Below are 20546 nucleotides of genomic sequence, written 5' to 3'. Positions count from 1 at the left end.
AAGGGGCAGCAAAAGACCCCAAGGCAAACTCCCAAGTCAGGTTTCATACAGGCACCCGCTTTCATCGAACAAAGAGATCCGGCGCGCGAGCGAGCAGACATCCCCCCAGGTGGCGCGCGCAGTCGGACACCCGCATCAGGCGGGACGAGGGCGGCGGATTGGGCACTGGCAGCAGCTCAATCCGCCGTTTCGTTTCCGAAGGTGGGAAATGCGCCAGCGGCGCAAGCGATGATAACGGGGATGAGGAGAGGCTGGCAGTCGCGTGGTTTCGAGCTTTCTCGGCGAATTCAACCAGAAGGTTGACGGCAAGGGACGCATGTCGATCCCGGCCGATTTTCGTGCCGTGCTGACCGAAGGCGACCCGCGTTGTCCCGAAAACCCGCTGCCCCGTCTGGTGGTGCTGCACGGGCCGCACCTCAAGAACTGTCTTCACGCATATACCGTCGAGGCGATGGCCGAGATCGAGGCCGGCATCAAGCAGTTGCCGCGCGGTTCTGTCGAGCGCAAGCGCGCCAGCCGGCTGATCCTGGCCAAGGCCTGGAGCACCGAGATCGACAAGGATGGCCGTATCGTGCTGCCCCAACGGCTGCGCCAGCAGATCGGGCTGGAAGGCGAGGCGGCGATGGTCGCGATGGGCGATTATTTCGAGATCTGGAACGCACGCACATATGAAGCCGCCGACAGCGCCGAACTGGCGGGCTGGCTGGATGAAATGCCGGACGATTTCGACCCGCTGACGCTGATCGAACCACCCGGAGTGGAGTAAGGTCATGGCTGCCGCTGCCAGAGCCGCCGGGCCCCTGAATGCACCGCATATCCCCGTACTCTTGCGCCCGTTGCTGGCGGCGGTTGCGCCGGTGCGCGGTCTTTGGATTGATGGCACGCTGGGCGCGGGCGGCTATGCGCGCGCACTGCTGGAGGCCGGCGCAGACCACGTCATCGGCATAGACCGTGACCCGCTGGCGCTGGAAATGGCGCAGGGCTGGGCGGCTGAGTGGGGCGACCGGCTGACACTGGTGCAGGCGATCTTTTCCGAGATGGACAAACATGCCTCTCAGGCCGATGGCGTGGTGCTCGACCTGGGCGTGTCGTCGATGCAGCTGGACAGGGCCGAGCGGGGGTTTTCGTTTCAGAAAGATGGCCCTCTGGACATGCGGATGAGCCAGGAGGGCCCAAGCGCGGCCGATCTGGTCAACGAAGCGTCAGAGGCCGAGCTGGCGGATATTCTTTTTCTTTACGGCGAGGAACGCGCCTCACGGCGCATTGCGCGGGCGATCGTTCGTGCGCGCGAGCAGGCGCCGATCACCACCACGGCGCGGCTGGCCGAAATCGTCAGCGCCTGTCTGCCGCGCCCCAAGCCGGGCCAATCGCACCCCGCAACACGCAGTTTTCAGGCGCTGAGGATCGCGGTCAACGACGAGTTCGCCGAGCTGGTGTCGGGGCTGGAGGCCGCAGCGCGCGTGCTGCGCCCGGGCGGGCGGCTGGCGGTGGTCAGTTTCCATTCCATCGAGGACCGGATCGTCAAGCGGTTCCTGCAGGTCACGTCCGACAAGGGCGGGGGCGGCAGCCGTCATGGGCCGGCCACGCCCTTGACCGACCCGCAATTCACCCTGGACCAGCGCAAGGCGCTTGCGGCGGATGACGATGAACTAGCGGAAAACCCCCGCGCGCGCAGTGCCCGGTTGCGGCTGGCAACCCGGACTAATGCCGCCGCCGCCGCCGTTGACCGCCGCGCGCTGGGCGTTCCGCAACCGAAAGGAGGGTCGTGATGCGCAGCCTGTTTTATGTGCTCAGCGCGCTTGGCGTGATCGCCCTGGCCTTTTGGGCCTATCACGAAAACTATACCACGCAGGAGGCACAGGCGCGGGCCGAGACGCTGCAGCGGGAAATCTCGCTCAAGCGTCAGCGTCTGCGGATGCTGCGGGCCGAATGGGCCTATCTCAACCGGCCCGACCGGCTGCGCTCGCTGGCTGATCTCAATTTCGACCGGCTGGGCCTGATGCCGTTGCAACCCCACCAGTTCGGCATGATCGACCAGGTCGCCTTTCCGCCCGTGCCGGAATTGCCGATCACCAACCCGATCGACGTCATGAGCCATGAGGCACTGCCATGATCCGCACACCGCTGAGACCGCTGGCGCGCATCCTGCAGGCGCGGGCACGGGGCGAGAACCCCGACGTTATCGAACGCGAGAACATCCGCCGCCGGCACGAGGAAATGCGCGACCGCGCGCGCCAACGTGCCGAAAGCCGGCTGCTGACGCTAGGGTTCCTGTTCTGCTGCGGCTTCCTGGCGATCGGCGGGCGCATGGGGGTGTTGGCAAATTCCGAACCGGTCGAGCCGCGCGCAGGCGCCGCCGGCGTTCAAATCCTTGCTCAGCGGGCCGACATCGTCGACCGCGAAGGGCGGATACTGGCCACCAATTTCGAGACTCACAGCCTTTATGCCCAGCCGCGCCAGATGGTCGACCCCGAGGGCGCGGCCGATGCGCTGGTACAGATCTTTCCCGATCTCGACCATGAGCGGCTGCTGCGGGATTTCACCGGCAAGCGCACCTTCCTGTGGATCAAGCGCAAGATCAGCCCGGAACAGAAGCAGGCGGTGCATGACATCGGCGAGCCGGGTCTGCTGTTCGGCCCGCGCGAAATGCGGCTTTACCCCAACGGGCGGCTGGCGGCGCATGTTCTGGGCGGCGCCGGTTTCGGTCGCGAAGGCGTGCATGCGGCCGAGGTGGTGGGCGTGGCCGGGGTCGAGAAATATTTCGACGAACGCCTGCGCGACCCGGCCCAAGGCCACGAGCCGCTGGTGCTGTCGCTGGACTTGTCGGTTCAGGCGGCGGTCGAGCGGGTGCTTGCCGGCGGAATGACGCTGATGAATGCGCGCGGCGCCGCCGCGGTGCTGATGGAGGTGCAGACAGGCGAGGTGGTGGCGCTGGCCTCGCTGCCCGATTTCGACCCCAACGACCGCCCGCTGCCGCCGGTCGAGGGCAACGCCGCCGACAGCCCGCTGTTCAACCGGGGGGTTCAGGGGCTTTACGAACTCGGCTCGACCTTCAAGACTTTTGCGATGGCGCAGGCGCTCGACCTGGGGCTGGTGAACCCGGATACGCAGATCGACACCAGCGGGCCGCTGGTGTGGGGCAAGTTCCGCATTCGCGATTTCCACAATTACGGTCCTCGTCTGACGGCCAGCCAGGTGATCATCAAGTCCTCGAATATCGGCACCGCGCGCATCGCCCAGCGGATCGGCGCCGAACGCCAGCGCGAATTTCTGGACAGGCTGGGCCTGCTGAGCCCGACCGGGCTGGAAATGGTCGAGGCCGCAGGTGCGAATCCGCTGCTGCCGGGGAAATGGTCGGAACTGTCGACGATGACCATCTCTTACGGGCATGGGCTGTCGGCCAGCCCGCTGCATCTGGCGGCGGCCTATGCCACCATCGCCAATGGTGGCCTCAAGGTGCAGCCGACGCTGCTGCACCAGCCGCACAGGCAGCCGGCGGAACGCGCGATGTCGCAAGAGGCGGCAGCGGCGGTGATGACCATGCTGCGCAAGGTGGTAAGCGAGGGCACGGCGTCCATGGCCGAAGTGCCGGGTTACGCGGTGGCCGGCAAGACCGGCACCGCCGACAAGCCGCGCGAAAACGGCGGCGGCTATTACGACGACAAGGTTATCGCCACCTTTGCTGGCGCGTTCCCCGCGCATGCGCCCAAATATGTCCTGGTGGTGACACTGGACGAGCCGGTCGAGACATCGGGCGACGAGCCCCGCCGCACCGCCGGGTGGACGGCGGTTCCGGTGGCGGCAGAAATCATCCGCCGGGTGGCGCCGATCCTGGGCCTGCGGCCCGAGATTGAACCGGCGCTGCCGGCTGGTATAACGCTGACATCGAACTAGACCGACAGGGCGTATCGAGGGGCACATGGCGGCGCAGACCAGATCACTGGCCCAACTCGGCCTTACCGCCCAGGGCGGCAGGAAGACCGCCGTGACGGGGCTGTCGGTGGACAGCCGTCAGGTGCGCCCCGGCCACCTGTTCGCGGCGCTGCCGGGCACGCGCGTGCACGGGGGCGAATTCATCGGCTACGCACTGCGCATGGGGGCGGCGGCGGTGCTGACCGACGCCGCCGGTGCGCGGATCGCGCGCGAGGCGCTGGAGATGCATGACGCGGCGCTGGTGGTGGCCGAAGACCCCCGGCAGGCGCTGGCATTCACCGCCGCGCTCTGGTTCGGCGCGCAGCCCGAAACCGTGGTCGCCGTCACCGGCACCAACGGCAAGACCTCGGTCGCCACATTTACCCGCCAGATTTGGGCGGCGATGGGCCTTGACGCGGTCAATGTCGGCACCACCGGGGTAGAGGGCGCCTATGAAACGCCGCTCAGCCACACCACGCCCGAACCGATCACCCTGCACCGCATCCTGGCCGAGGCAGAGGCGGCCGGCGTCACCCACGCGGCGATGGAGGCGTCCAGCCACGGGCTGGATCAGCGCCGGCTGGACGGGGTGCAGCTGGCAGCGGCGGGATTTACCAATATCAGCCAGGATCACCTGGATTATCACCCTGATTTCGCGACCTATTTTGCCGCCAAGGCGGGGCTGTTCCTGCGCGTGCTTTCCGAGGATGGCGTCGCGGTGATCAACATCGACGACGCGCGCGGGCGCGAAATGGCGGCGCTGGCCCGTGCGCGCGGGCAAGAGGTTCTGAGCGTGGGTACCTCGGCGATCGCCGATCTGCGCATCATGGCGCGCAGCTTTGCCCCGGCGGGGCAGGTGCTGCGGTTTCAGTGGCAGGGGCGCGAGGGCCAGGTCGAACTGCCGCTCATCGGTGGTTTCCAGGCTGAAAACGCGCTGTTGGCGGCCGGGCTGGCCATCGGCGCGGGGGCTGACGCCGACCGTGTCTTTGCCGCGCTCGAACATCTTCGGACGGTGCGCGGGCGGATGCAGCTTGCGGCGCGGCGGCGAAATGGCGGCGCGGTCTTTGTCGATTACGCCCATACCCCCGACGCGGTGGCGACCGCGCTTGCGGCGCTGCGCCCGCATGTGCTGGGCCGGCTGGTGGCGATCATCGGCGCGGGGGGCGACCGCGACCGCACCAAGCGCCCGCTGATGGGCCGCGCGGCTGCCGGGAACGCCGATCTGGTCATCGTCACCGATGACAACCCCAGAAACGAGGTGCCGGCCGAGATCCGCGCCCAGGTAATGGCAGGTTGTCCCGGCGCGACAGAGGTGGGCGACCGGGCCGAGGCGATCTTGCGCGGGGTCGACATGCTGGGGCCGGGCGATGCGCTGCTGATCTGCGGCAAGGGCCACGAGACCGGCCAGGTAGTGGGCGATGCGGTCTATCCCTTCGACGACAGCGAACAGGCCAGCGTGGCGGTGGCCGCGCTGGACGGGGTGCAACCATGAGCCTGTGGGCGGCGGCAGAGGCCGCGGCGGCCACCGGCGGGCGACTGAATGGCAGTGACTGGCAGGCGACGGGGGTGTCGATTGACACCCGCACGCTGGTGCCGGGTGATTTGTTCGTGGCGCTGAGCGCGGCGCGCGACGGGCATGATTTCGTGGCCGATGCGCTGGCGCGCGGTGCGGCGGCGGCGCTGGTCAGCCATGTGCCCGATGGCGTGGCCGCGGATGCCCCGCTGTTGCTGGTCGATGACGTGCAGGCGGGGCTTGAATCACTGGGCCGGGCCGGGCGTGCGCGCAGCAAGGCGCGGGTGGTGGCGGTCACCGGGTCGGTCGGCAAGACGTCGACCAAGGACATGCTGGCGCATGTGCTGGCGCATCAGGGGCCGACGCATGCGGCCGAGGCAAGCTATAACAACCACTGGGGTGTGCCGCTGACGCTGGCGCGGCTGCCGCGAGAGGCCGCCTTTGCCGTGATCGAGATCGGCATGAACCACCCCGGCGAGATCGCGCCGCTGACGCGCATGGCGCGCCCGCATGTGGCGGTGGTTACGACGGTCGGCCCGGCGCACCTGGAATTCTTCGGCTCGGTTGACGGCATCGCGCGTGAAAAGGCGGCGATTTTTGAGGGGCTGGAGCCGGGCGGCGCCACAGTGCTGAACGGCGACCTGCCCACCACGCCGATCCTGCTGGAGGCTGCCGAACGCCATGCACGCCGCGTCGTCACCTTTGGCGCAGGCAGCGGCAATCATCACCGGCTGCTGACGGCCGAATTGCACGAAAACACGACCGTGGCGCAGGCGCGGCTGTGGCGCATGCGCGTGGTCTACAAGCTGGGCGCGACGGGGCGGCACTATGCCGAGAACGCGCTGGCGGTGCTGGCGGCGGTCTGGCTGCTGGGCGCCGATCGTGGGCTGGCTGTGGCCGATCTGGCCAGCTGGCACCCCAGCTCGGGGCGCGGCACGCGCGAGCTGTTGCAACTGGACAGTGGTGAGGAAGGCTGGGTCATCGACCTGTTCGATGACGCCTTCAACGCGAACCCCGCCTCGATGGCTGCGGCGCTGAACATGCTGGCATCAACCCGCCCGCGCGACGATATCGGCCGCATCGCCCACGGAAGGCGCATTGCCATCCTGGGCGACATGCTGGAACTGGGCGAATGCGAAATGCAAATGCACGCCGCGCTGGCGGATCTGCCGTCGATGCGCGATATTGACACGGTGCATTGCGCCGGCCCGCGGATGAGGGCGCTTTGGGATACGTTGCCAGAGGCGCAGCGCGGTGAGTACGCCGAGCGGGCAGAGGATCTGGCGGGCCGCGCGCATCGCCTGATCGACGCGGGTGATGTGGTGCTGGTCAAGGGCTCAAAGGGCAGCCGGATCAGTCTGGTGGTCGATGCCCTGCGCAAGGCGGGCCGCGCGGTGGCGCGCGAGGACGAGGAAGGCTGAATGTTATACTGGTTGACCCTGTGGTCGGATGGCGGAGATGTTTTCAACCTCTTCCGCTACATCACTTTTCGCTCCGGCGGTGCGTTTCTGACCGCGTTGATCTTTGGCTTCCTGTTCGGGCCGCCGCTGATCAACGTGCTGCGTAAACGTCAGGGCAAGGGCCAGCCCATTCGTGCCGACGGGCCCGAGGGGCATCTGGCCAAGTCAGGCACGCCCACCATGGGGGGGTTGCTGATCGTGGGGGCGCTGGCCACCTCGACCCTGCTTTGGGCGCGGCTTGACAACCCCTATGTCTGGCTGGTGCTGTTCGTGACGCTGTCGTTCGGGCTGATCGGGTTCTGGGACGACTATGCCAAGGTGTCCAAGCAATCCAGCAACGGCGTCCCGGGCAAGCTGCGGCTGCTGCTGGGGTTTGCCATTGCGGGCATTGCCGCGTTGTGGGCCACGCATTTCCACCCCGCCGAGCTGCAGCACCAACTGGCGTTTCCGTTCTTCAAGGACATGCTGCTGAACCTCGGCGTGCTCTTCGTGCCCTTCGCCATGATCGTGATCGTGGGGGCCGCGAACGCGGTGAACCTGACCGACGGGCTGGATGGGCTGGCGATCATGCCGGTGATGATCGCGGCGACGGCGCTGGGCATCATCGCCTATTCGGTTGGCCGGGTCGATTTCACCGAGTATCTTGAGGTGCATTACGTCCCCGGCACCGGCGAGATCATGATATTCGTGGCCGGGCTGGTTGGCGGCGGGCTGGGATTCCTATGGTACAACGCCCCCCCGGCGGCGGTGTTCATGGGCGATACCGGGTCGCTGGCGCTGGGCGGCGCGCTGGGCGCCATCGCGGTGGTGACCAAACACGAGATCGTGCTGGCCATCGTCGGCGGGCTGTTCGTTGTCGAGGCGCTGAGCGTGATCATCCAGGTGCTGTATTTCAAGCGCACCGGCAAGCGGGTGTTCCTGATGGCGCCGATCCATCACCATTACGAGAAAAAGGGCTGGGCCGAGCCGCAGATCGTGATCCGTTTCTGGATCATTTCGCTGATCCTGGCGCTGGTCGGGCTGGCCACGCTGAAGGTGCGCTGATCATGGCTGCGGGCATGTCGGTGAGCGGCTGCAAAAGCCATGGCAGGGCGGGTCTCCGGTATTCTGTAACCCTTGTTTCAGCCGTCTCGCCCGGCGGAACCGCCGGGCAGCCCCCGGCCGCCCCCCCGGGCGGGGGCTTTACCCCCACCCGCGGCCGGGGGCTGCCCTTGGTGCGGATGCCCGTGCGTTGCGGATCATTTGAAAGAAATGTCAGGACTTTCAGCAGGCGCGTGTCAGCAGAAATAGTTGCGGGCCGCTCTTCTTGCGTTGCTTGGGGCAGTACAGTTCACATGGGCGCGGTCCAACGCAGACACCCAGAACGCAGGGGCGCGGCATGATCCCGGTTTCCGGGTTCGAAGGCGCGCGCGTGGGTGTGCTGGGACTGGGGCGTTCGGGTCTCAGCGCGGCGCGCGCCCTTGGCGCCGGTGACGCGCATCCAGTTTGCTGGGACGACAACCCCCAACAGCGCGAGGCGGCAGAGCGCGAAGGTTTCGAGGTGGCCGACCTGTCGCGCCCGGGCGCGCTGGACGATATAGCGCGGCTGGTGGTTTCGCCCGGCATTGCGCATCTTTACCCGGCTCCGCACCCGGTAGTGCTGGCGGCGCTGGAGGCCGGGGTGCCGGTGGACAACGATATCGGGCTCTTTTTCGCCGCGCTGGCCACCGGGGCCTGGGACGATTTCGACACCGCGCCCCGAGTGGCGGCGGTCACCGGCAGCAACGGCAAATCAACCACCGCCGCGCTGATCCATCATGTTCTGAGCAATGCCGGCCGGTCGGCGCAGCTTGCGGGCAATATCGGCCGCGGGGTGCTGGACATCGACCCGCCCGGCGACGGCGGGGTGGTGGTGCTGGAGCTGTCCAGCTACCAGACGGAACTGGCGCGCGCGCTGACCCCGGACGTGGCGGTCTTTACCAACCTTTCGCCCGACCACCTTGACCGCCACGGCGGCAAGGGGGGGTATTTCGCCGCCAAACGGCGGCTATTTGCCGAGGGCGGGCCGGACCGCGCGGTGATCGGCGTGGACGAACCCGAGGGGGTGTTTCTGGCCGGGCAACTGGCCGAGGCCCCGGGCGACGCCCGCGTTATCCGCGTGTCGGTCACGCGCAAGCTGGCGGGGCCGGGCTGGTCGGTCTTTGCCCGCAAGGGGTTTCTGAGCGAATACCGCAAGGGGCGGCAGGCCGGCGCCATCGACCTGCGGCCGATAAAGGGCCTGCCGGGGCGGCACAACCACCAGAACGCCTGCACGGCGTATGCCGCCTGCCGGGCGCTGGGGCTGGCGCCCAGGGACATCGAACAGGGGTTTCACAGCTTTGCCGGACTGCCGCACCGCAGCCAGATGATTGCCGAAAAAGGTGGCGTGACCTTTGTCAATGACAGCAAGGCCACCAACGTGGATGCGGCGCTCAAGGCGCTGGAGGCGTTCACCAGTATCCGCTGGATCTGCGGCGGGCTGGAAAAGGAGGGCGGCGTTGCGGCGCTGAAACCCGGCCTGACAAACGTCGTCAGGGCCTATGTCATCGGGCGCGAGGCGGCGGGCTTTGCCATGCAGCTTGACGGTGTCGAGGCCGAGATCTGCACCACGATGGAACGGGCGGTAGAACGGGCCATGAAAGAGGCGCAGCCCGGTGATACGGTGCTGCTGGCCCCGGCGGCGGCCAGTTTCGACCAGTACGACAATTTCGAACAGCGCGGCGAGGATTTCATCGCCTGCGTCAAGGCCCGGCTCTGATCCTCGCCGCCGTCAAGTTTGCGTGAAGCCATTGCGCCGCCTGTGCGGGCGGTCCACCTTGCAGGGATCACGAAACAGGCGAACGGAGCCAACCACATGCAGACCCTTCAGGCCGGCGATACCTTTCCGAAACAACAGGTGCATATGCTTGGCGGCGGTACGCTGATGCTGGGACAGCCCGGCGGCGGCCATGACTGGCAGATGGTGGTGGTTTATCGCGGCCTGCACTGCCCGCTGTGCAAGAAATACATGGGCAAGCTTGAAACGGTAAACGACCGCTTTCACGCGCAGGGCGTCGATGTGGTGGCCGTTTCGGGCGATCCCGAGGAAAAGGCCCGTGCCTTTGTCGACGAGGTGGGGGTCACGGTGCCAGTGGGCTATGGGCTCGACACCGGGCAGATGCGGGCGCTGGGGCTTTACATATCTCAGCCGCGCAGCCCGCAGGAAACCGACCGCCCATTCCCCGAACCGGGCATCTTTGTCATCAACGACCGGGGACAGGTGCAGATTATCGACATCTCGAACGCCCCCTTCGCCCGCCCCGACCTGGAAACCCTGGCCGGCGGCGTGCAGTTCATCCGCGCGAACGACTATCCCGTTCGCGGAACCTGGGCGGGCTGAAATCAGGCCATCCACAAGGATCAGGCGATTTGCCGGGGCAGGGGGAATGTTTCCCTCTGCCGGGCATGGCGCCGGACCGAAACGCTTTTCTCGACCGTCCCGACCTGCTAGAATGATCACAAGGCCCCCGGCAAACGAGGGGTGACACAAAGGCAGGCGGCAGTCATGACGGAAATGGTCTATGGGGCGGCACCCGCGCAAAGCGGCGAGCCGGTCATCCCCCGATGGTGGCGGACGATCGACAAGTGGTCGATGTCCTGCGTTCTGATCCTCTTCGGTATCGGTATCCTGCTGGGCCTCGCCGCGTCGCCGCCGCTGGCCGAGCGTAACGGCTTTGCCCCCTTCCATTATGTCGAGCGGCAGGCGATTTTCGGCGTGATGGCGCTGATGGCGATGGTGGTGGTCTCGATGATGGGGCCGGCGCTGGTGCGCCGCCTGGCGGTGCTGGGTTTCCTGGCCGCTTTCGTGGCGCTGGCGCTGCTGCCGGTCTTTGGTACCGATTTCGGCAAGGGAGCGGTTCGCTGGTATTCGCTGGGATTCGGATCGGTGCAGCCGTCGGAATTCCTCAAGCCCGGATTCGTGGTTGTCGCGGCGTGGCTGATGGCCGCCAGTGACGAGATCAACGGCCCCCCCGGCAAGAGCTGGTCGCTGATGCTGGCGGTGGCGATCGTCGCGATGCTGGCGATGCAGCCCGATTTCGGGCAGGCCTGCCTGATCCTGTTCGCCTGGGGCGTGATGTATTTCGTCGCCGGTGCGCCGATATGGCTACTGCTGGGCATGTTCGTGTGCATCTTTGGCGCCGGCAGTCTGGCCTATGGCAGTTCCGAACACTTTGCCCGCCGCATCGACGGCTTTCTCAGCCCCGAGGTCGACCCCAACACCCAGCTTGGCTTTGCCATCAACGCCATCCGCGAGGGCGGCATCTTTGGCGTCGGTGTCGGCGAAGGCGAGGTCAAGTGGAGCCTGCCTGACGCGCACACCGATTTCATCATCGCCGTGGCGGCCGAGGAATACGGCCTGATCCTGGTGGCGGTGATCATCGCGCTTTATGCGCTGGTCGTCGTGCGCTCGCTGACCCGCCTGCTGCGCGAGCGCGACACCTTTACCCGGCTGGCAGGCACGGGGTTGGTGTCGATCTTTGCGGTGCAGGCGATGATCAACATGGGCGTGGCGGTTCGGCTCTTGCCGGCCAAGGGAATGACGCTGCCCTTTGTCAGTTATGGCGGCTCTTCGCTGATCGCGGGGGGCATCGCGGTGGGAATGCTGTTTGCCTTGACCCGCAGCCGTCCGCAGGGCGAGATCAACGATATCCTGCGCGGCGGGCGCGCGCGCTAGAAACCCGCGCGGGGCTGTGCCAATGAACGAAAGAGAACCGGAGCAGGACAAGGCCGTGAACGCAAGACAGCCATATCTGATCATCGCCGCGGGCGGCACCGGCGGGCACATGTTCCCCGCCCAGGCGCTGGCCGAGACGATGCTGCGCCGCGGCTGGCGGGTGCGGCTGTCGACGGATGCGCGCGGCGCGCGCTATACCGGCGGCTTTCCCCATTCGACCGAGATCGAAAAGGTATCCTCGGCCACCTTTGCCCGTGGGGGCATTCTTGGCCGGCTGCTGGTGGCGCCGCGCATCGTCGCCGGGGTGGTGGGGGCGTTGTGGCGGATGCTGCGCGACCGGCCCGACGTGGTGGTGGGCTTTGGCGGCTATCCCTCCATTCCGGCGCTGTCGGCGGCCTGTATCCTGCGCCTGCCGCGGATGATCCATGAACAGAACGGCGTGCCGGGACGTGTGAATCGGCTGTTCGCCACGCGTGTCGATGCGGTGGCCTGCGGCACCTGGCCCACGCGCCTGCCCGATGGGGTCGAGGGCGTGCATACCGGCAACCCGGTGCGCGCCGCGGTGCTGGATCGGGCCGGCGCTGGCTATATTCCGCCCGGCGACTACCCGATGTCGATCCTCGTCATCGGCGGCAGTCAGGGCGCGCGGGTGCTGTCGGACGTGGTGCCGCCGGCGATTGCCGCGCTCAAGAGTGATCTGTTGCACAACATCCGTGTCAGCCACCAGGCCCGCGATGAAGACGGCGAACGGGTCGCGGCCTATTACGACGAGCACGGCATTTCGGCCGAGGTCGAGCCGTTCTTTCGCGACCTGCCGCGCCGGATGAGCGAGGCGCAGCTTGTCATCAGCCGTGCCGGCGCGTCGTCGCTGGCTGATATCGCCGTCATCGGTCGCCCCGCGATCCTTATCCCCTATCCCTACGCCGCCGACGACCACCAGACTGCCAACGCCAGCGGGCTGGCGCAGGCCGGCGCGGCGGTGGTGATCCCCGAGGGAAAGTTGTCGGTCGAGGTGCTGGCCGAACAAATCGCTCTGGTGCTGGACAACCCCGATGGCGCCGCACAGATGTCGCGTGCCGCGCTGGGCGTGGCGATGCCAGATGCACATGAACGGCTGGCCGAGATGGTGATCGGGCTGGCAGAAAAAGGACAAAGCCGATGAACGCCGCCACCAAGCTGCCCGGGGATGTGGGGCTGATCCATTTCGTCGGTATCGGCGGTATCGGCATGTCGGGGATCGCCGAGGTGCTGCTCAACCACGGTTTTTCGGTGCAGGGATCGGATCTCAAGCGCAGCCACATAACCGAACGGTTGGCGGAGCTGGGCGCGTGCGTCTTCGAAGGGCAGCGCGCCGAGAACCTTGGCGATGCCGAGGTGGTGGTGATCTCGACCGCGATCCGCCCCGATAACCCCGAACTGGCCGAGGCCCGCCGCCGTGGCATGCCGGTGGTTCGCCGGGCCGAGATGCTGGCCGAGCTGATGCGCCTGAAGTCCAACATCGCCGTGGCCGGCACCCACGGCAAGACCACCACCACCACGATGGTTGCGGCGCTGCTCGATGGGGGCGGGTTTGACGCCACGGTGATAAATGGCGGCATCATCCATGCCTATGGCAGCAATGCCCGCGTGGGCGAGGGCGAATGGATGGTGGTCGAGGCCGACGAGAGCGACGGCAGTTTCAACCGCTTGCCCGCGACCATCGCCATCGTCACTAACATCGACCCCGAACACCTGGACCACTGGCACAGCTTTGACGCCCTGCGGCAGGGGTTCCAGGATTTCGTATCGAACATCCCGTTTTACGGGCTTGCCGTGTGCTGCACCGATCATGCCGAGGTGCAGGCGCTGGTCGGGCGCATCACCGACCGGCGGGTCGTGACCTATGGCTTCAACGCCCAGGCCGACGTGCGCGCGACCGACCTGCATTATCGCAACGGGGTGGCGCATTTCAACATCGCGCTCAGGGCCGAGGGACGCGTGATCGAGGGCTGCACGCTGCCGATGCCGGGGGATCACAACGTTTCGAACGCGCTGGCGGCGGTGGCTGTCGCGCGCCATCTCGGGATGAAACCCGACGAAATCCGTGATGCGCTGGCGAAATTTGGCGGGGTGAACCGCCGCTTTACCCGCGTGGGCGAGGTGGACGGGGTCACCGTGATCGATGATTACGGCCATCACCCGGTCGAGATCGCGGCGGTGCTGCGGGCGGCGCGGCAGGCCTGCGACGGGCGGGTGATCGCGGTGCACCAGCCGCACCGCTATTCGCGGCTGTCCAGCCTGTTCGATGATTTCTGCGCCTGTTTCAACGATGCCGATGTGGTCGGCATTGCCGAGGTCTATGCCGCCGGTGAAGAACCCATCGAGGGTGCCAGCCGCGACGACCTGGTTGCCGGGCTCATCCGCCACGGACACCGAAATGCCCGCGCGATCATGGACGAGGACGACCTTGAACGCCTGGTCAGGGCCGAGGCCCGCCCCGGCGACATGGTGGTTTGCCTGGGCGCCGGTACCATCAGCAGCTGGGCCCGCAACCTGCCCGACCGGCTGCGCAGGAAGGCTGGCTGAGCATGGCTGACGAACTCAAACGCCGCATCGGTCTGGGGTTGCTGACTGCCTATGGCGTCGGCGTGATGGTGGGGGCCGGCATCTATGTGCTGGTCGGCGCCGTCGCAGCCGAGGCCGGCGTCTGGGCGCCGCTGTCGTTCCTGCTGGCCGGGCTTATCGCCGCGCCGACCGCGCTGAGCTATGCCGAGTTCTCGACCCGCCTGCCCGAGGCGGCGGGCGAGGCGATCTATGTCGGCAAGGGGTTCAACGTGCCTTGGCTGGGCACCGCCGTGGGGCTGGGGATTGTTGCCGCAGGGTCGGTGTCGGCGGCGGCGGTGCTGCGCGGCGGCACCGGTTACCTGACATCCGCGACCGATCTGCCGTTCGAGGCCAGCGCCGTGATCATGGGGTTGGCGCTGGTGGCGGTGGCGCTGGTGGGCGTGCTGGAAAGCCTGGCGCTGGCGGCGGTCTTTACCGCCATCGAGGTTCTGGGACTGGCGTTGGTCATTTTTGCCGGCGCCACGGCCGAGCCGGTGGCGGTCTTTTCCGCGCCGCCGGCGATCGTCTGGTCGGGCGTCGTCGCGGGCGCGGTGCTGGCATTCTTTGCCTTCATCGGGTTCGAGGACATCGTCAACATGGCCGAAGAAGTCGAGCGCCCGACGCATGTTCTGCCGCGTGCCATCCTGCTGTCGCTGGTGATTGCCAGCGTGCTTTACGCACTGGTTTCGCTGGCGGCGGTGCGGGCGGTACCGCTGGACCGGCTGGGTGCCAGCGAACAGCCGCTGGCGCTGGTCTGGCAGGTGTCGCGTGGGGGCAGTGCGGGGTTTCTGTCGCTCATCGCGGTGGCGGCGGCGCTGAATGGCGTTCTGGCGCAGATGGTCATGGCCAGCCGCGTTCTGTTCGGTTTGGGGCGGCGCAGCCAGCGGCTGGCGTTCTTTCACCACGCCCACCCGAGGCTGGGCACGCCGGTGGTGGCGACGCTCTTTGTCGGTGCGGTGGTGATCCCGGCGGCGCTGCTGTTGCCTGTTGCAAACCTTGCCGGGCTGACATCGGCCATCCTGCTGGGGGTGTTCGTGCTGGTCAACGCGGCGCTCTTGGCGATGAAGCGGCACACCCCCGAGGCGCCGTTTCGCGTGCCCGCGCTGGTGCCCGCCGTAGGGCTGATCCTGTCGCTGGGCGCGTTGGCGACCAGCCTGGGGCAGGCGCTATGAACGGCTCGGTCGTGACCCTGGCCTGTCTGTGGGTCATTGCCGCGGCGGTGGTGGCGCTACTGCCCCGGCGCTGGCAATACCTGCCGGGGCTGGCCTTGCTGGTGGCGGCGGGTTGGCTGATGTGGCGGCTGGCCGGGGCCTATGGCGCGTGGGTCGTGCTGCCGGCGCTGGTCGTGGTGGTGTCGATGTTCCGCCGGCCGCTGGCGGTGCTGCTGTGCCGCATTTTGCGCGGCCCCGGCACAGGGCAGGGCGCACGGCAAGAGGAGGGATCGGAATGAATACCTCGCTGATCCTGGCCTGTCTCTGGGCATTGGCCGCGAACCTTGCCGCGATGATCCCCAGTCGTGACAATCACTGGCGCCGGGCCTGGGCGCTGATCGCCACCGGCATTCCGCTGCTGGGCTATGTCACCTGGCAGAACGGGCCATGGGTGGGGCTGCTGGTGCTGGCGGCGGGGGTGAGCCTGCTGCGCTGGCCGGTGTTGTACCTGGGCCGCTGGCTGCGCCGGCGCGTACGCTGAGTCTGCCTGCGCGCTGGACAGATGTGCGCGAAGCTGGCTAGGATTGCGCATGGTATATGTCATCCCGCTCGTGTGCTTTGTCATCCCGCTGATCCTGGGGGTCGTGGCGATGCGCCAGGGCATGGTCTGGGTGATACCGCTGGTGACGGTGATGCTGGCGGTCCTGATGGCCTGGGCGATCTGGATGGGTCGGCAGAACCAGGGCTGGGATGCGATCGGTTACAGCATCTTCGCCGCGCTGATGGCGGCCCCGGCGATCCTGGGCGTGCTGATCGGCGGCGGCATCGGCTGGTGGCAGCGCCGGCGTGGGGCCGCGCGCGGCGAGGGCTGAGGCGGCAGGTCGTTCCCGTGTGATCCTGCCATTGCCAAGACACTTTACCTTGTCGCGGGCAACGGGCAAACATCCGCCATGACCGAGCTTCCCGTCCCACGCGGCCCGCTGACACCGGACCGCCCGCTTTCCGACCTGACCTGGCTGCGCGTCGGCGGCCCGGCGGAGTGGTTCTTTCAGCCCGCGGACGAGGCCGACCTTGCCGCGTTCCTGCGCGACCTGGACCCCGCGATCCCGGTCTTTCCGATGGGGGTCGGGTCGAACCTGATCGTGCGCGACGGCGGTATTCGCGGGGTGGTGATCCGGCTGGGACGCGGCTTCAACCAGATCGGGGTCGAGGGGCGGCAGGTCACCGCCGGGGCGGCGGCGCTGGATGCGCATGTTGCGCGCCGGGCGGCGCAGGCGGGGGTCGACCTGACCTTTCTGCGCACCATCCCCGGCGCGGTGGGGGGGGGCGTGCGGATGAATGCGGGGTGTTACGGCGTCTATGTGGCCGACGTGTTGGTCCGGGTGCGGGTGGTGACGCGCTCGGGCGAGCTGATGACGCTGGCCGCGTCGGAGCTGAACCTGCGTTATCGCGGTTCCGACCTGCCCGCCGGCGCGGTCGTGACTGAGGCCGTGTTCGAGGGGCCTGCCGGCGACCCGGATGCGCTGGAGCGGAAAATGGCCGACCAGTTGGCGCGCCGCGACGCCACCCAGCCCACGCGCGACCGCTCGGCCGGGTCGACCTTTCGCAACCCGGCCGGCCATTCCAGCACCGGGCGCGCCGACGACAGCCACGATCTGAAGGCGTGGAAGCTGATCGACGACGCCGGGCTGCGCGGCGCAAGGCAGGGCGGCGCGCAGATGAGCGAGAAACACCCCAACTTTCTGATCAACACCGGCACCGCCACCGCCGCCGATCTGGAGGGGCTGGGCGAGCAGGTGAGAAAAAAGGTTTTTCAATCGAGTGGAATAACGCTAGATTGGGAAATCATGAGGGTCGGTGAACCGGCCCCTGTCAGCCAATAAGGCGAAAGCACTGAAAAGGGCCGGAAAACGGCCCGGGACATTGAGGCACCAAGGTGGGTATGTCGAGCAGGACACCCCCGAAAGTGGCGGTCATCATGGGCGGCCCGTCGGCCGAGCGCGAAGTGTCGCTCTCGACGGGGCGCGAATGCGCCGCCGCATTGCGGGAAGCGGGACTGGACGTGACCGAGGTCGACGCCGGGCGCGACCTTGTTGCGCGCCTCACCGACCTTGCGCCCGATGTTGTCTTTAATGCGCTGCATGGCCGCTGGGGCGAGGATGGCTGCGTGCAGGGGCTGCTGGAATGGATGGGGCTGCCCTATACCCATTCGGGCGTCCTGGCCTCGGCTCTGGCAATGGACAAGCAGCGATCCAAGGCTGCCTTTGCCGATGCCGGGCTGCCGGTGGTGGAAAGCCTGATCGCCCCGGCCGAAGAGGTGCGCGCACGTCACGTCATGTCGCCGCCCTATGTGGTCAAGCCCAACAACGAGGGCTCCTCCGTCGGGGTCTATATCGTGCATGACGCCGCCGATGCCCCGCCGCGCCTGTCGGACAAGATGCCGGACCAGGTGATGGTCGAGGCCTACGCGCCGGGGCGCGAGCTGACCGCTTCGGTGATGGGTGACAGGGCGCTGACGGTGACCGATATCCTGACCGACGGCTGGTACAACTACGACGCCAAGTACAGCGTCGGCGGGTCGCGCCATGTGGTGCCCGCCCAGGTCCCCGACGAGATTTTCGCCGCCTGCATGGATTACGCGCTGCGGGCGCATGAGGTGCTTGGCTGTCGCGGGCTTTCGCGCACCGATTTTCGCTGGGACGAGGCCCGCGGCCTTGACGGGCTGGTGGTGCTGGAACTGAACACCCAGCCCGGCATGACGCCCACCTCGCTGAGCCCCGAACAGGCGCAGGCAGAGGGCATTTCGTTTCCCGATCTGTGTCGCTGGCTGGTGGAGGATGCCTCGTGCAACCGCTGAAGCACCGCCCGGATCCGGCGCCATCGCGGCTGGCCTATCGGCTGGAGCGGCTGATGCTGACGCCGCTCTTTCGCCGGGGACTGAAGGTCGGGCTGCCCTTTGCGCTGGCTTTTGCGGCCGGAGCAGTGGTTCTGGGCGACGCGGACCGGCAGGAACGGATCGTCGCGGCGATCGGCGATCTGCGCCGCCAGATCGAGACGCGGCCGGAATTCATGGTGCAACTGCTGGAAATCGAAGGCGCCAGCGACGCGGTCGAGGCCGAAATCCGCGAGATATTTCCCTATGACCTGCCCGCCAGCTCGTTCGAGATCGACCTCGATTATCTGCGCGAGGCGATCACGGGCCTGCCGGCGGTGGCCGACTCCGAGCTGCGCATCCGCCGCGGCGGGGTGCTGGCTGCGCAGGTGCGCGAGCGGGTGCCGGTGGCGCTGTGGCGCGATCGCGACGGGCTGAAACTGGTCGACAGGCACGGCGCGGTGGTTGCGACGCTTGCCGGGACCGAGGCCAGGCCCGCCCTGCCGCTGGTGGCGGGCGAGGGCGCAAATGCCGACATTCCCGGCGCGCTGGCGATCCTGGATGCAGCGGCGCCCCTGGGCACACGGGTCGTCGGGCTGGTGCGGATGGGAGAGCGGCGCTGGGACGTGGTGCTGCAGGACGACGCCCACATCATGCTGCCCGAGACCGACCCGGTGCGCGCGCTCGAACGGGTGATCGTGCTGAATGAGGTGCATGATGTGCTGGAACGGGACGTGGTGGCGGTCGACATGCGTCTGCCCGCCCGTCCGACGGTAAGAATGAAGGCGTACGCCGTCGATGAATGGTGGCGCGCGACGCAGATGATGGCAGGGGATAGCGAACGATGATCGAGCTTTACGATTCCCAACGGGCGATGCGGAACATGCGCAAGGCGGCGATCCAGCGGGGTGTTGTGGCGGTGCTGGATGTGGGCACATCCAAGATCGCCTGCCTGGTGTTGCGCTTTGACGGTTCCGAGCGGCTGCGCGAGGCCGACGGCATCGGCACAATGGCCGGGCAGGCGGGGTTCCGGGTGGTGGGCGCGGCGACGACGCGTTCGCGCGGGGTCCGCTTTGGCGAGGTCGCGGCGATGGCCGAGACCGAGCGCGCGATCCGCACCGCGGTGCAGGCGGCGCAAAAGATGGCCGGTATCCGCGTCGATCATGTCATCGCCTGTTTCTCAGGCGCGGCGCCGCGATCCTACGGGCTGGCCGGACAGGTGGAGGTCGCTGACAGCACCGTCAGCGAATACGACATCAGCCGGGTGCTGAGCGCCTGCGAGGTGCCCGATTACGGCGAGGGGCGCGAGGTGCTGCACGCCCAGCCGGTGAATTTCGCGCTGGATCACCGGACCGGGCTCTCGGATCCGCGCGGGCAGATCGGGCAGGTGCTGTCGACCGACCTGCACATGCTGACGGTCGATGCCGCGGCGGTGCAGAACCTGGCCCATTGCGTCAAGCGCTGCGATCTGGAACTCGCCGGTCTGGCATCGTCGGCCTATGTTTCGGGTATCTCGGCGCTGGTCGAGGACGAACAGGAACTGGGCGCGGCCTGCATCGACCTTGGCGGCGGGTCTTCCGGGATCTCGATTTTCATCAAGAAACACATGATCTATGCCGACAGCGTGCGCATGGGCGGCGAACACGTCACCGGCGACATCTCGATGGGGCTGCAGGTGCCTCGCAGCGTGGCCGAGCGGATCAAGACCTTCTATGGCGGTGCCGTGGCCACCGGCATGGACGACCGCGAGATGATCGAGATCGGCGGCGAGACCGGCGACTGGGAACATGACCGGCGCCGCATTTCGCGTGCCGAACTGATCGGCATCATGCGCCCGCGGCTGGAGGAAATACTGGAAGAGGTGCGCGCGCGCCTGGACGCGGCCGGTTTCGGCTGTCTGTCCAGCCAGCAGATCGTGCTGACCGGCGGCGGCAGCCAGGTGCCCGGCCTTGACGGGCTGGCCAGCCGTATCCTGGGCCAGCAGGTGCGGTTGGGCCGACCGCTGCGCGTGCACGGGCTGCCCCAGGCGGCGACCGGTCCGGGCTTTGCCAGCGCGGTCGGGATGTGCCTGTTCGCGGCCAACCCGCAGGATGAATGGTGGGACTTCGACCTCCCCGTCGACCGGTATCCGGCGCGCTCGCTCAGGCGGGCGGTGAAATGGTTCAAGGACAACTGGTGACCGCAATATGTACGCGCGTCGGCGAAATCCCGCGAAAATCGGCCTGAAACCGGCCATATTTTGTGTGTTTTCGGTGTTTTTTGGGTGACGAAAGGCGTTGTAAACGCTAGGATCGGTCCCACAGAGGCGCAAAAGCCCGGGGAT

Annotated in this window: 20 protein-coding genes; all 20 read left to right on the top strand. The window is 67.4% G+C overall.

All coding sequences use genetic code 11. The features are described from left to right. Positions 1-262: 262 nt before the first annotated feature. The 20 genes from DL899_RS01165 to ftsA all read left to right on the top strand — a co-directional run bounded on the left by DL899_RS01165 (position 263) and on the right by ftsA (position 20402). Positions 263-766 carry a division/cell wall cluster transcriptional repressor MraZ gene (locus DL899_RS01165; protein WP_111731930.1) on the top strand — a complete coding sequence of 168 codons (504 nt, stop codon included), beginning with the start codon at positions 263-265 and terminating at the stop codon, positions 764-766. Positions 767-770: 4 nt separating this feature from the next. After that, entirely contained in the window at positions 771-1769 is a 999-nt protein-coding gene (gene rsmH / locus DL899_RS01160; RefSeq protein WP_111731929.1) for a 16S rRNA (cytosine(1402)-N(4))-methyltransferase RsmH, read from the top strand. Beyond that, on the top strand, positions 1769-2113 hold the full coding sequence (gene ftsL / locus DL899_RS01155) for a cell division protein FtsL (RefSeq protein ID WP_204355225.1): 345 nt from the start codon (positions 1769-1771) through the stop codon (positions 2111-2113). Before rsmH ends, ftsL begins: the two co-directional genes overlap by 1 nt. Continuing rightward, entirely contained in the window at positions 2110-3894 is a 1785-nt protein-coding gene (locus DL899_RS01150) for a peptidoglycan D,D-transpeptidase FtsI family protein (protein ID WP_111731927.1), read from the top strand. Before ftsL ends, DL899_RS01150 begins: the two co-directional genes overlap by 4 nt. 25 nt (positions 3895-3919) lie before the next feature. Then, positions 3920-5404, top strand: a complete 1485-nt coding sequence (locus DL899_RS01145) for a UDP-N-acetylmuramoyl-L-alanyl-D-glutamate--2,6-diaminopimelate ligase (RefSeq protein ID WP_111731926.1) — start codon at positions 3920-3922, stop codon at positions 5402-5404. Continuing rightward, positions 5401-6846 (top strand): UDP-N-acetylmuramoyl-tripeptide--D-alanyl-D-alanine ligase, encoded by a 1446-nt coding sequence (locus DL899_RS01140; RefSeq protein WP_111731925.1) that lies wholly within the window; start codon positions 5401-5403, stop codon positions 6844-6846. Before DL899_RS01145 ends, DL899_RS01140 begins: the two co-directional genes overlap by 4 nt. Beyond that, positions 6847-7929 carry a phospho-N-acetylmuramoyl-pentapeptide-transferase gene (gene mraY, locus DL899_RS01135; protein WP_111731924.1) on the top strand — a complete coding sequence of 361 codons (1083 nt, stop codon included), beginning with the start codon at positions 6847-6849 and terminating at the stop codon, positions 7927-7929. A gap of 334 nt (positions 7930-8263) precedes the next feature. Further along, positions 8264-9661 carry a UDP-N-acetylmuramoyl-L-alanine--D-glutamate ligase gene (murD, locus tag DL899_RS01125; RefSeq protein ID WP_111731922.1) on the top strand — a complete coding sequence of 466 codons (1398 nt, stop codon included), beginning with the start codon at positions 8264-8266 and terminating at the stop codon, positions 9659-9661. A 96-nt stretch (positions 9662-9757) separates the two neighbouring features. Then, positions 9758-10282 (top strand): redoxin domain-containing protein, encoded by a 525-nt coding sequence (locus DL899_RS01120; RefSeq protein WP_111731921.1) that lies wholly within the window; start codon positions 9758-9760, stop codon positions 10280-10282. A 165-nt stretch (positions 10283-10447) separates the two neighbouring features. After that, entirely contained in the window at positions 10448-11617 is a 1170-nt protein-coding gene (gene ftsW / locus DL899_RS01115) for a putative lipid II flippase FtsW (RefSeq protein WP_111732072.1), read from the top strand. 22 nt (positions 11618-11639) lie between these two features. After that, positions 11640-12779, top strand: a complete 1140-nt coding sequence (locus DL899_RS01110) for a UDP-N-acetylglucosamine--N-acetylmuramyl-(pentapeptide) pyrophosphoryl-undecaprenol N-acetylglucosamine transferase (RefSeq protein WP_111731920.1) — start codon at positions 11640-11642, stop codon at positions 12777-12779. Further along, positions 12776-14182, top strand: coding sequence for a UDP-N-acetylmuramate--L-alanine ligase (gene murC, locus DL899_RS01105; protein WP_111731919.1), 1407 nt, complete (start codon positions 12776-12778; stop codon positions 14180-14182). The genes DL899_RS01110 and murC overlap by 4 nt, the downstream gene beginning before the upstream one ends. Before the next feature lie 2 nt (positions 14183-14184). Then, on the top strand, positions 14185-15372 hold the full coding sequence (locus DL899_RS01100; protein WP_111731918.1) for an APC family permease: 1188 nt from the start codon (positions 14185-14187) through the stop codon (positions 15370-15372). Then, a complete protein-coding gene (locus DL899_RS01095) occupies positions 15369-15650 on the top strand; it encodes a DUF2484 family protein (protein ID WP_111731917.1) in 282 nt (93 codons plus the stop codon). The genes DL899_RS01100 and DL899_RS01095 overlap by 4 nt, the downstream gene beginning before the upstream one ends. Continuing rightward, entirely contained in the window at positions 15647-15892 is a 246-nt protein-coding gene (locus tag DL899_RS01090) for a DUF2484 family protein (protein ID WP_111731916.1), read from the top strand. Before DL899_RS01095 ends, DL899_RS01090 begins: the two co-directional genes overlap by 4 nt. 49 nt (positions 15893-15941) lie before the next feature. Further along, a complete protein-coding gene (locus DL899_RS01085) occupies positions 15942-16223 on the top strand; it encodes a hypothetical protein (RefSeq protein ID WP_111731915.1) in 282 nt (93 codons plus the stop codon). A gap of 78 nt (positions 16224-16301) precedes the next feature. Next, on the top strand, positions 16302-17234 hold the full coding sequence (gene murB / locus DL899_RS01080) for a UDP-N-acetylmuramate dehydrogenase (protein WP_111731914.1): 933 nt from the start codon (positions 16302-16304) through the stop codon (positions 17232-17234). 95 nt (positions 17235-17329) lie between these two features. After that, complete coding sequence (locus DL899_RS01075; protein WP_239494568.1) at positions 17330-18208, top strand: D-alanine--D-alanine ligase; 879 nt, start codon at positions 17330-17332, stop codon at positions 18206-18208. Further along, on the top strand, positions 18196-19071 hold the full coding sequence (locus DL899_RS01070) for a cell division protein FtsQ/DivIB (protein ID WP_239494555.1): 876 nt from the start codon (positions 18196-18198) through the stop codon (positions 19069-19071). The genes DL899_RS01075 and DL899_RS01070 overlap by 13 nt, the downstream gene beginning before the upstream one ends. Next, positions 19068-20402 carry a cell division protein FtsA gene (ftsA, locus tag DL899_RS01065; protein ID WP_111731912.1) on the top strand — a complete coding sequence of 445 codons (1335 nt, stop codon included), beginning with the start codon at positions 19068-19070 and terminating at the stop codon, positions 20400-20402. Before DL899_RS01070 ends, ftsA begins: the two co-directional genes overlap by 4 nt. The last annotated feature ends 144 nt before the right edge of the window (positions 20403-20546 follow it).

The organism is Roseovarius amoyensis (assembly GCF_003260265.1).
GTDB lineage: Bacteria > Pseudomonadota > Alphaproteobacteria > Rhodobacterales > Rhodobacteraceae > Roseovarius > Roseovarius amoyensis.
This window is presented reverse-complemented; position numbering and strand designations above follow the sequence as displayed.

Coding starts and splice junctions, on each gene's coding strand:
- mraY (WP_111731924.1), top strand. CDS start 6,847: ATGTTATACTGGTTGACCCTGTGGTCGGATGGCGGAGATGTTTTCAAC.
- DL899_RS01145 (WP_111731926.1), top strand. CDS start 3,920: ATGGCGGCGCAGACCAGATCACTGGCCCAACTCGGCCTTACCGCCCAG.
- DL899_RS01095 (WP_111731917.1), top strand. CDS start 15,369: ATGAACGGCTCGGTCGTGACCCTGGCCTGTCTGTGGGTCATTGCCGCG.
- DL899_RS01085 (WP_111731915.1), top strand. CDS start 15,942: ATGGTATATGTCATCCCGCTCGTGTGCTTTGTCATCCCGCTGATCCTG.
- ftsL (WP_204355225.1), top strand. CDS start 1,769: ATGCGCAGCCTGTTTTATGTGCTCAGCGCGCTTGGCGTGATCGCCCTG.
- DL899_RS01090 (WP_111731916.1), top strand. CDS start 15,647: ATGAATACCTCGCTGATCCTGGCCTGTCTCTGGGCATTGGCCGCGAAC.
- DL899_RS01075 (WP_239494568.1), top strand. CDS start 17,330: ATGGGCGGCCCGTCGGCCGAGCGCGAAGTGTCGCTCTCGACGGGGCGC.
- rsmH (WP_111731929.1), top strand. CDS start 771: ATGGCTGCCGCTGCCAGAGCCGCCGGGCCCCTGAATGCACCGCATATC.
- DL899_RS01140 (WP_111731925.1), top strand. CDS start 5,401: ATGAGCCTGTGGGCGGCGGCAGAGGCCGCGGCGGCCACCGGCGGGCGA.
- DL899_RS01150 (WP_111731927.1), top strand. CDS start 2,110: ATGATCCGCACACCGCTGAGACCGCTGGCGCGCATCCTGCAGGCGCGG.
- ftsW (WP_111732072.1), top strand. CDS start 10,448: ATGACGGAAATGGTCTATGGGGCGGCACCCGCGCAAAGCGGCGAGCCG.
- ftsA (WP_111731912.1), top strand. CDS start 19,068: ATGATCGAGCTTTACGATTCCCAACGGGCGATGCGGAACATGCGCAAG.
- DL899_RS01110 (WP_111731920.1), top strand. CDS start 11,640: ATGAACGAAAGAGAACCGGAGCAGGACAAGGCCGTGAACGCAAGACAG.
- DL899_RS01100 (WP_111731918.1), top strand. CDS start 14,185: ATGGCTGACGAACTCAAACGCCGCATCGGTCTGGGGTTGCTGACTGCC.
- murD (WP_111731922.1), top strand. CDS start 8,264: ATGATCCCGGTTTCCGGGTTCGAAGGCGCGCGCGTGGGTGTGCTGGGA.
- murB (WP_111731914.1), top strand. CDS start 16,302: ATGACCGAGCTTCCCGTCCCACGCGGCCCGCTGACACCGGACCGCCCG.
- murC (WP_111731919.1), top strand. CDS start 12,776: ATGAACGCCGCCACCAAGCTGCCCGGGGATGTGGGGCTGATCCATTTC.
- DL899_RS01120 (WP_111731921.1), top strand. CDS start 9,758: ATGCAGACCCTTCAGGCCGGCGATACCTTTCCGAAACAACAGGTGCAT.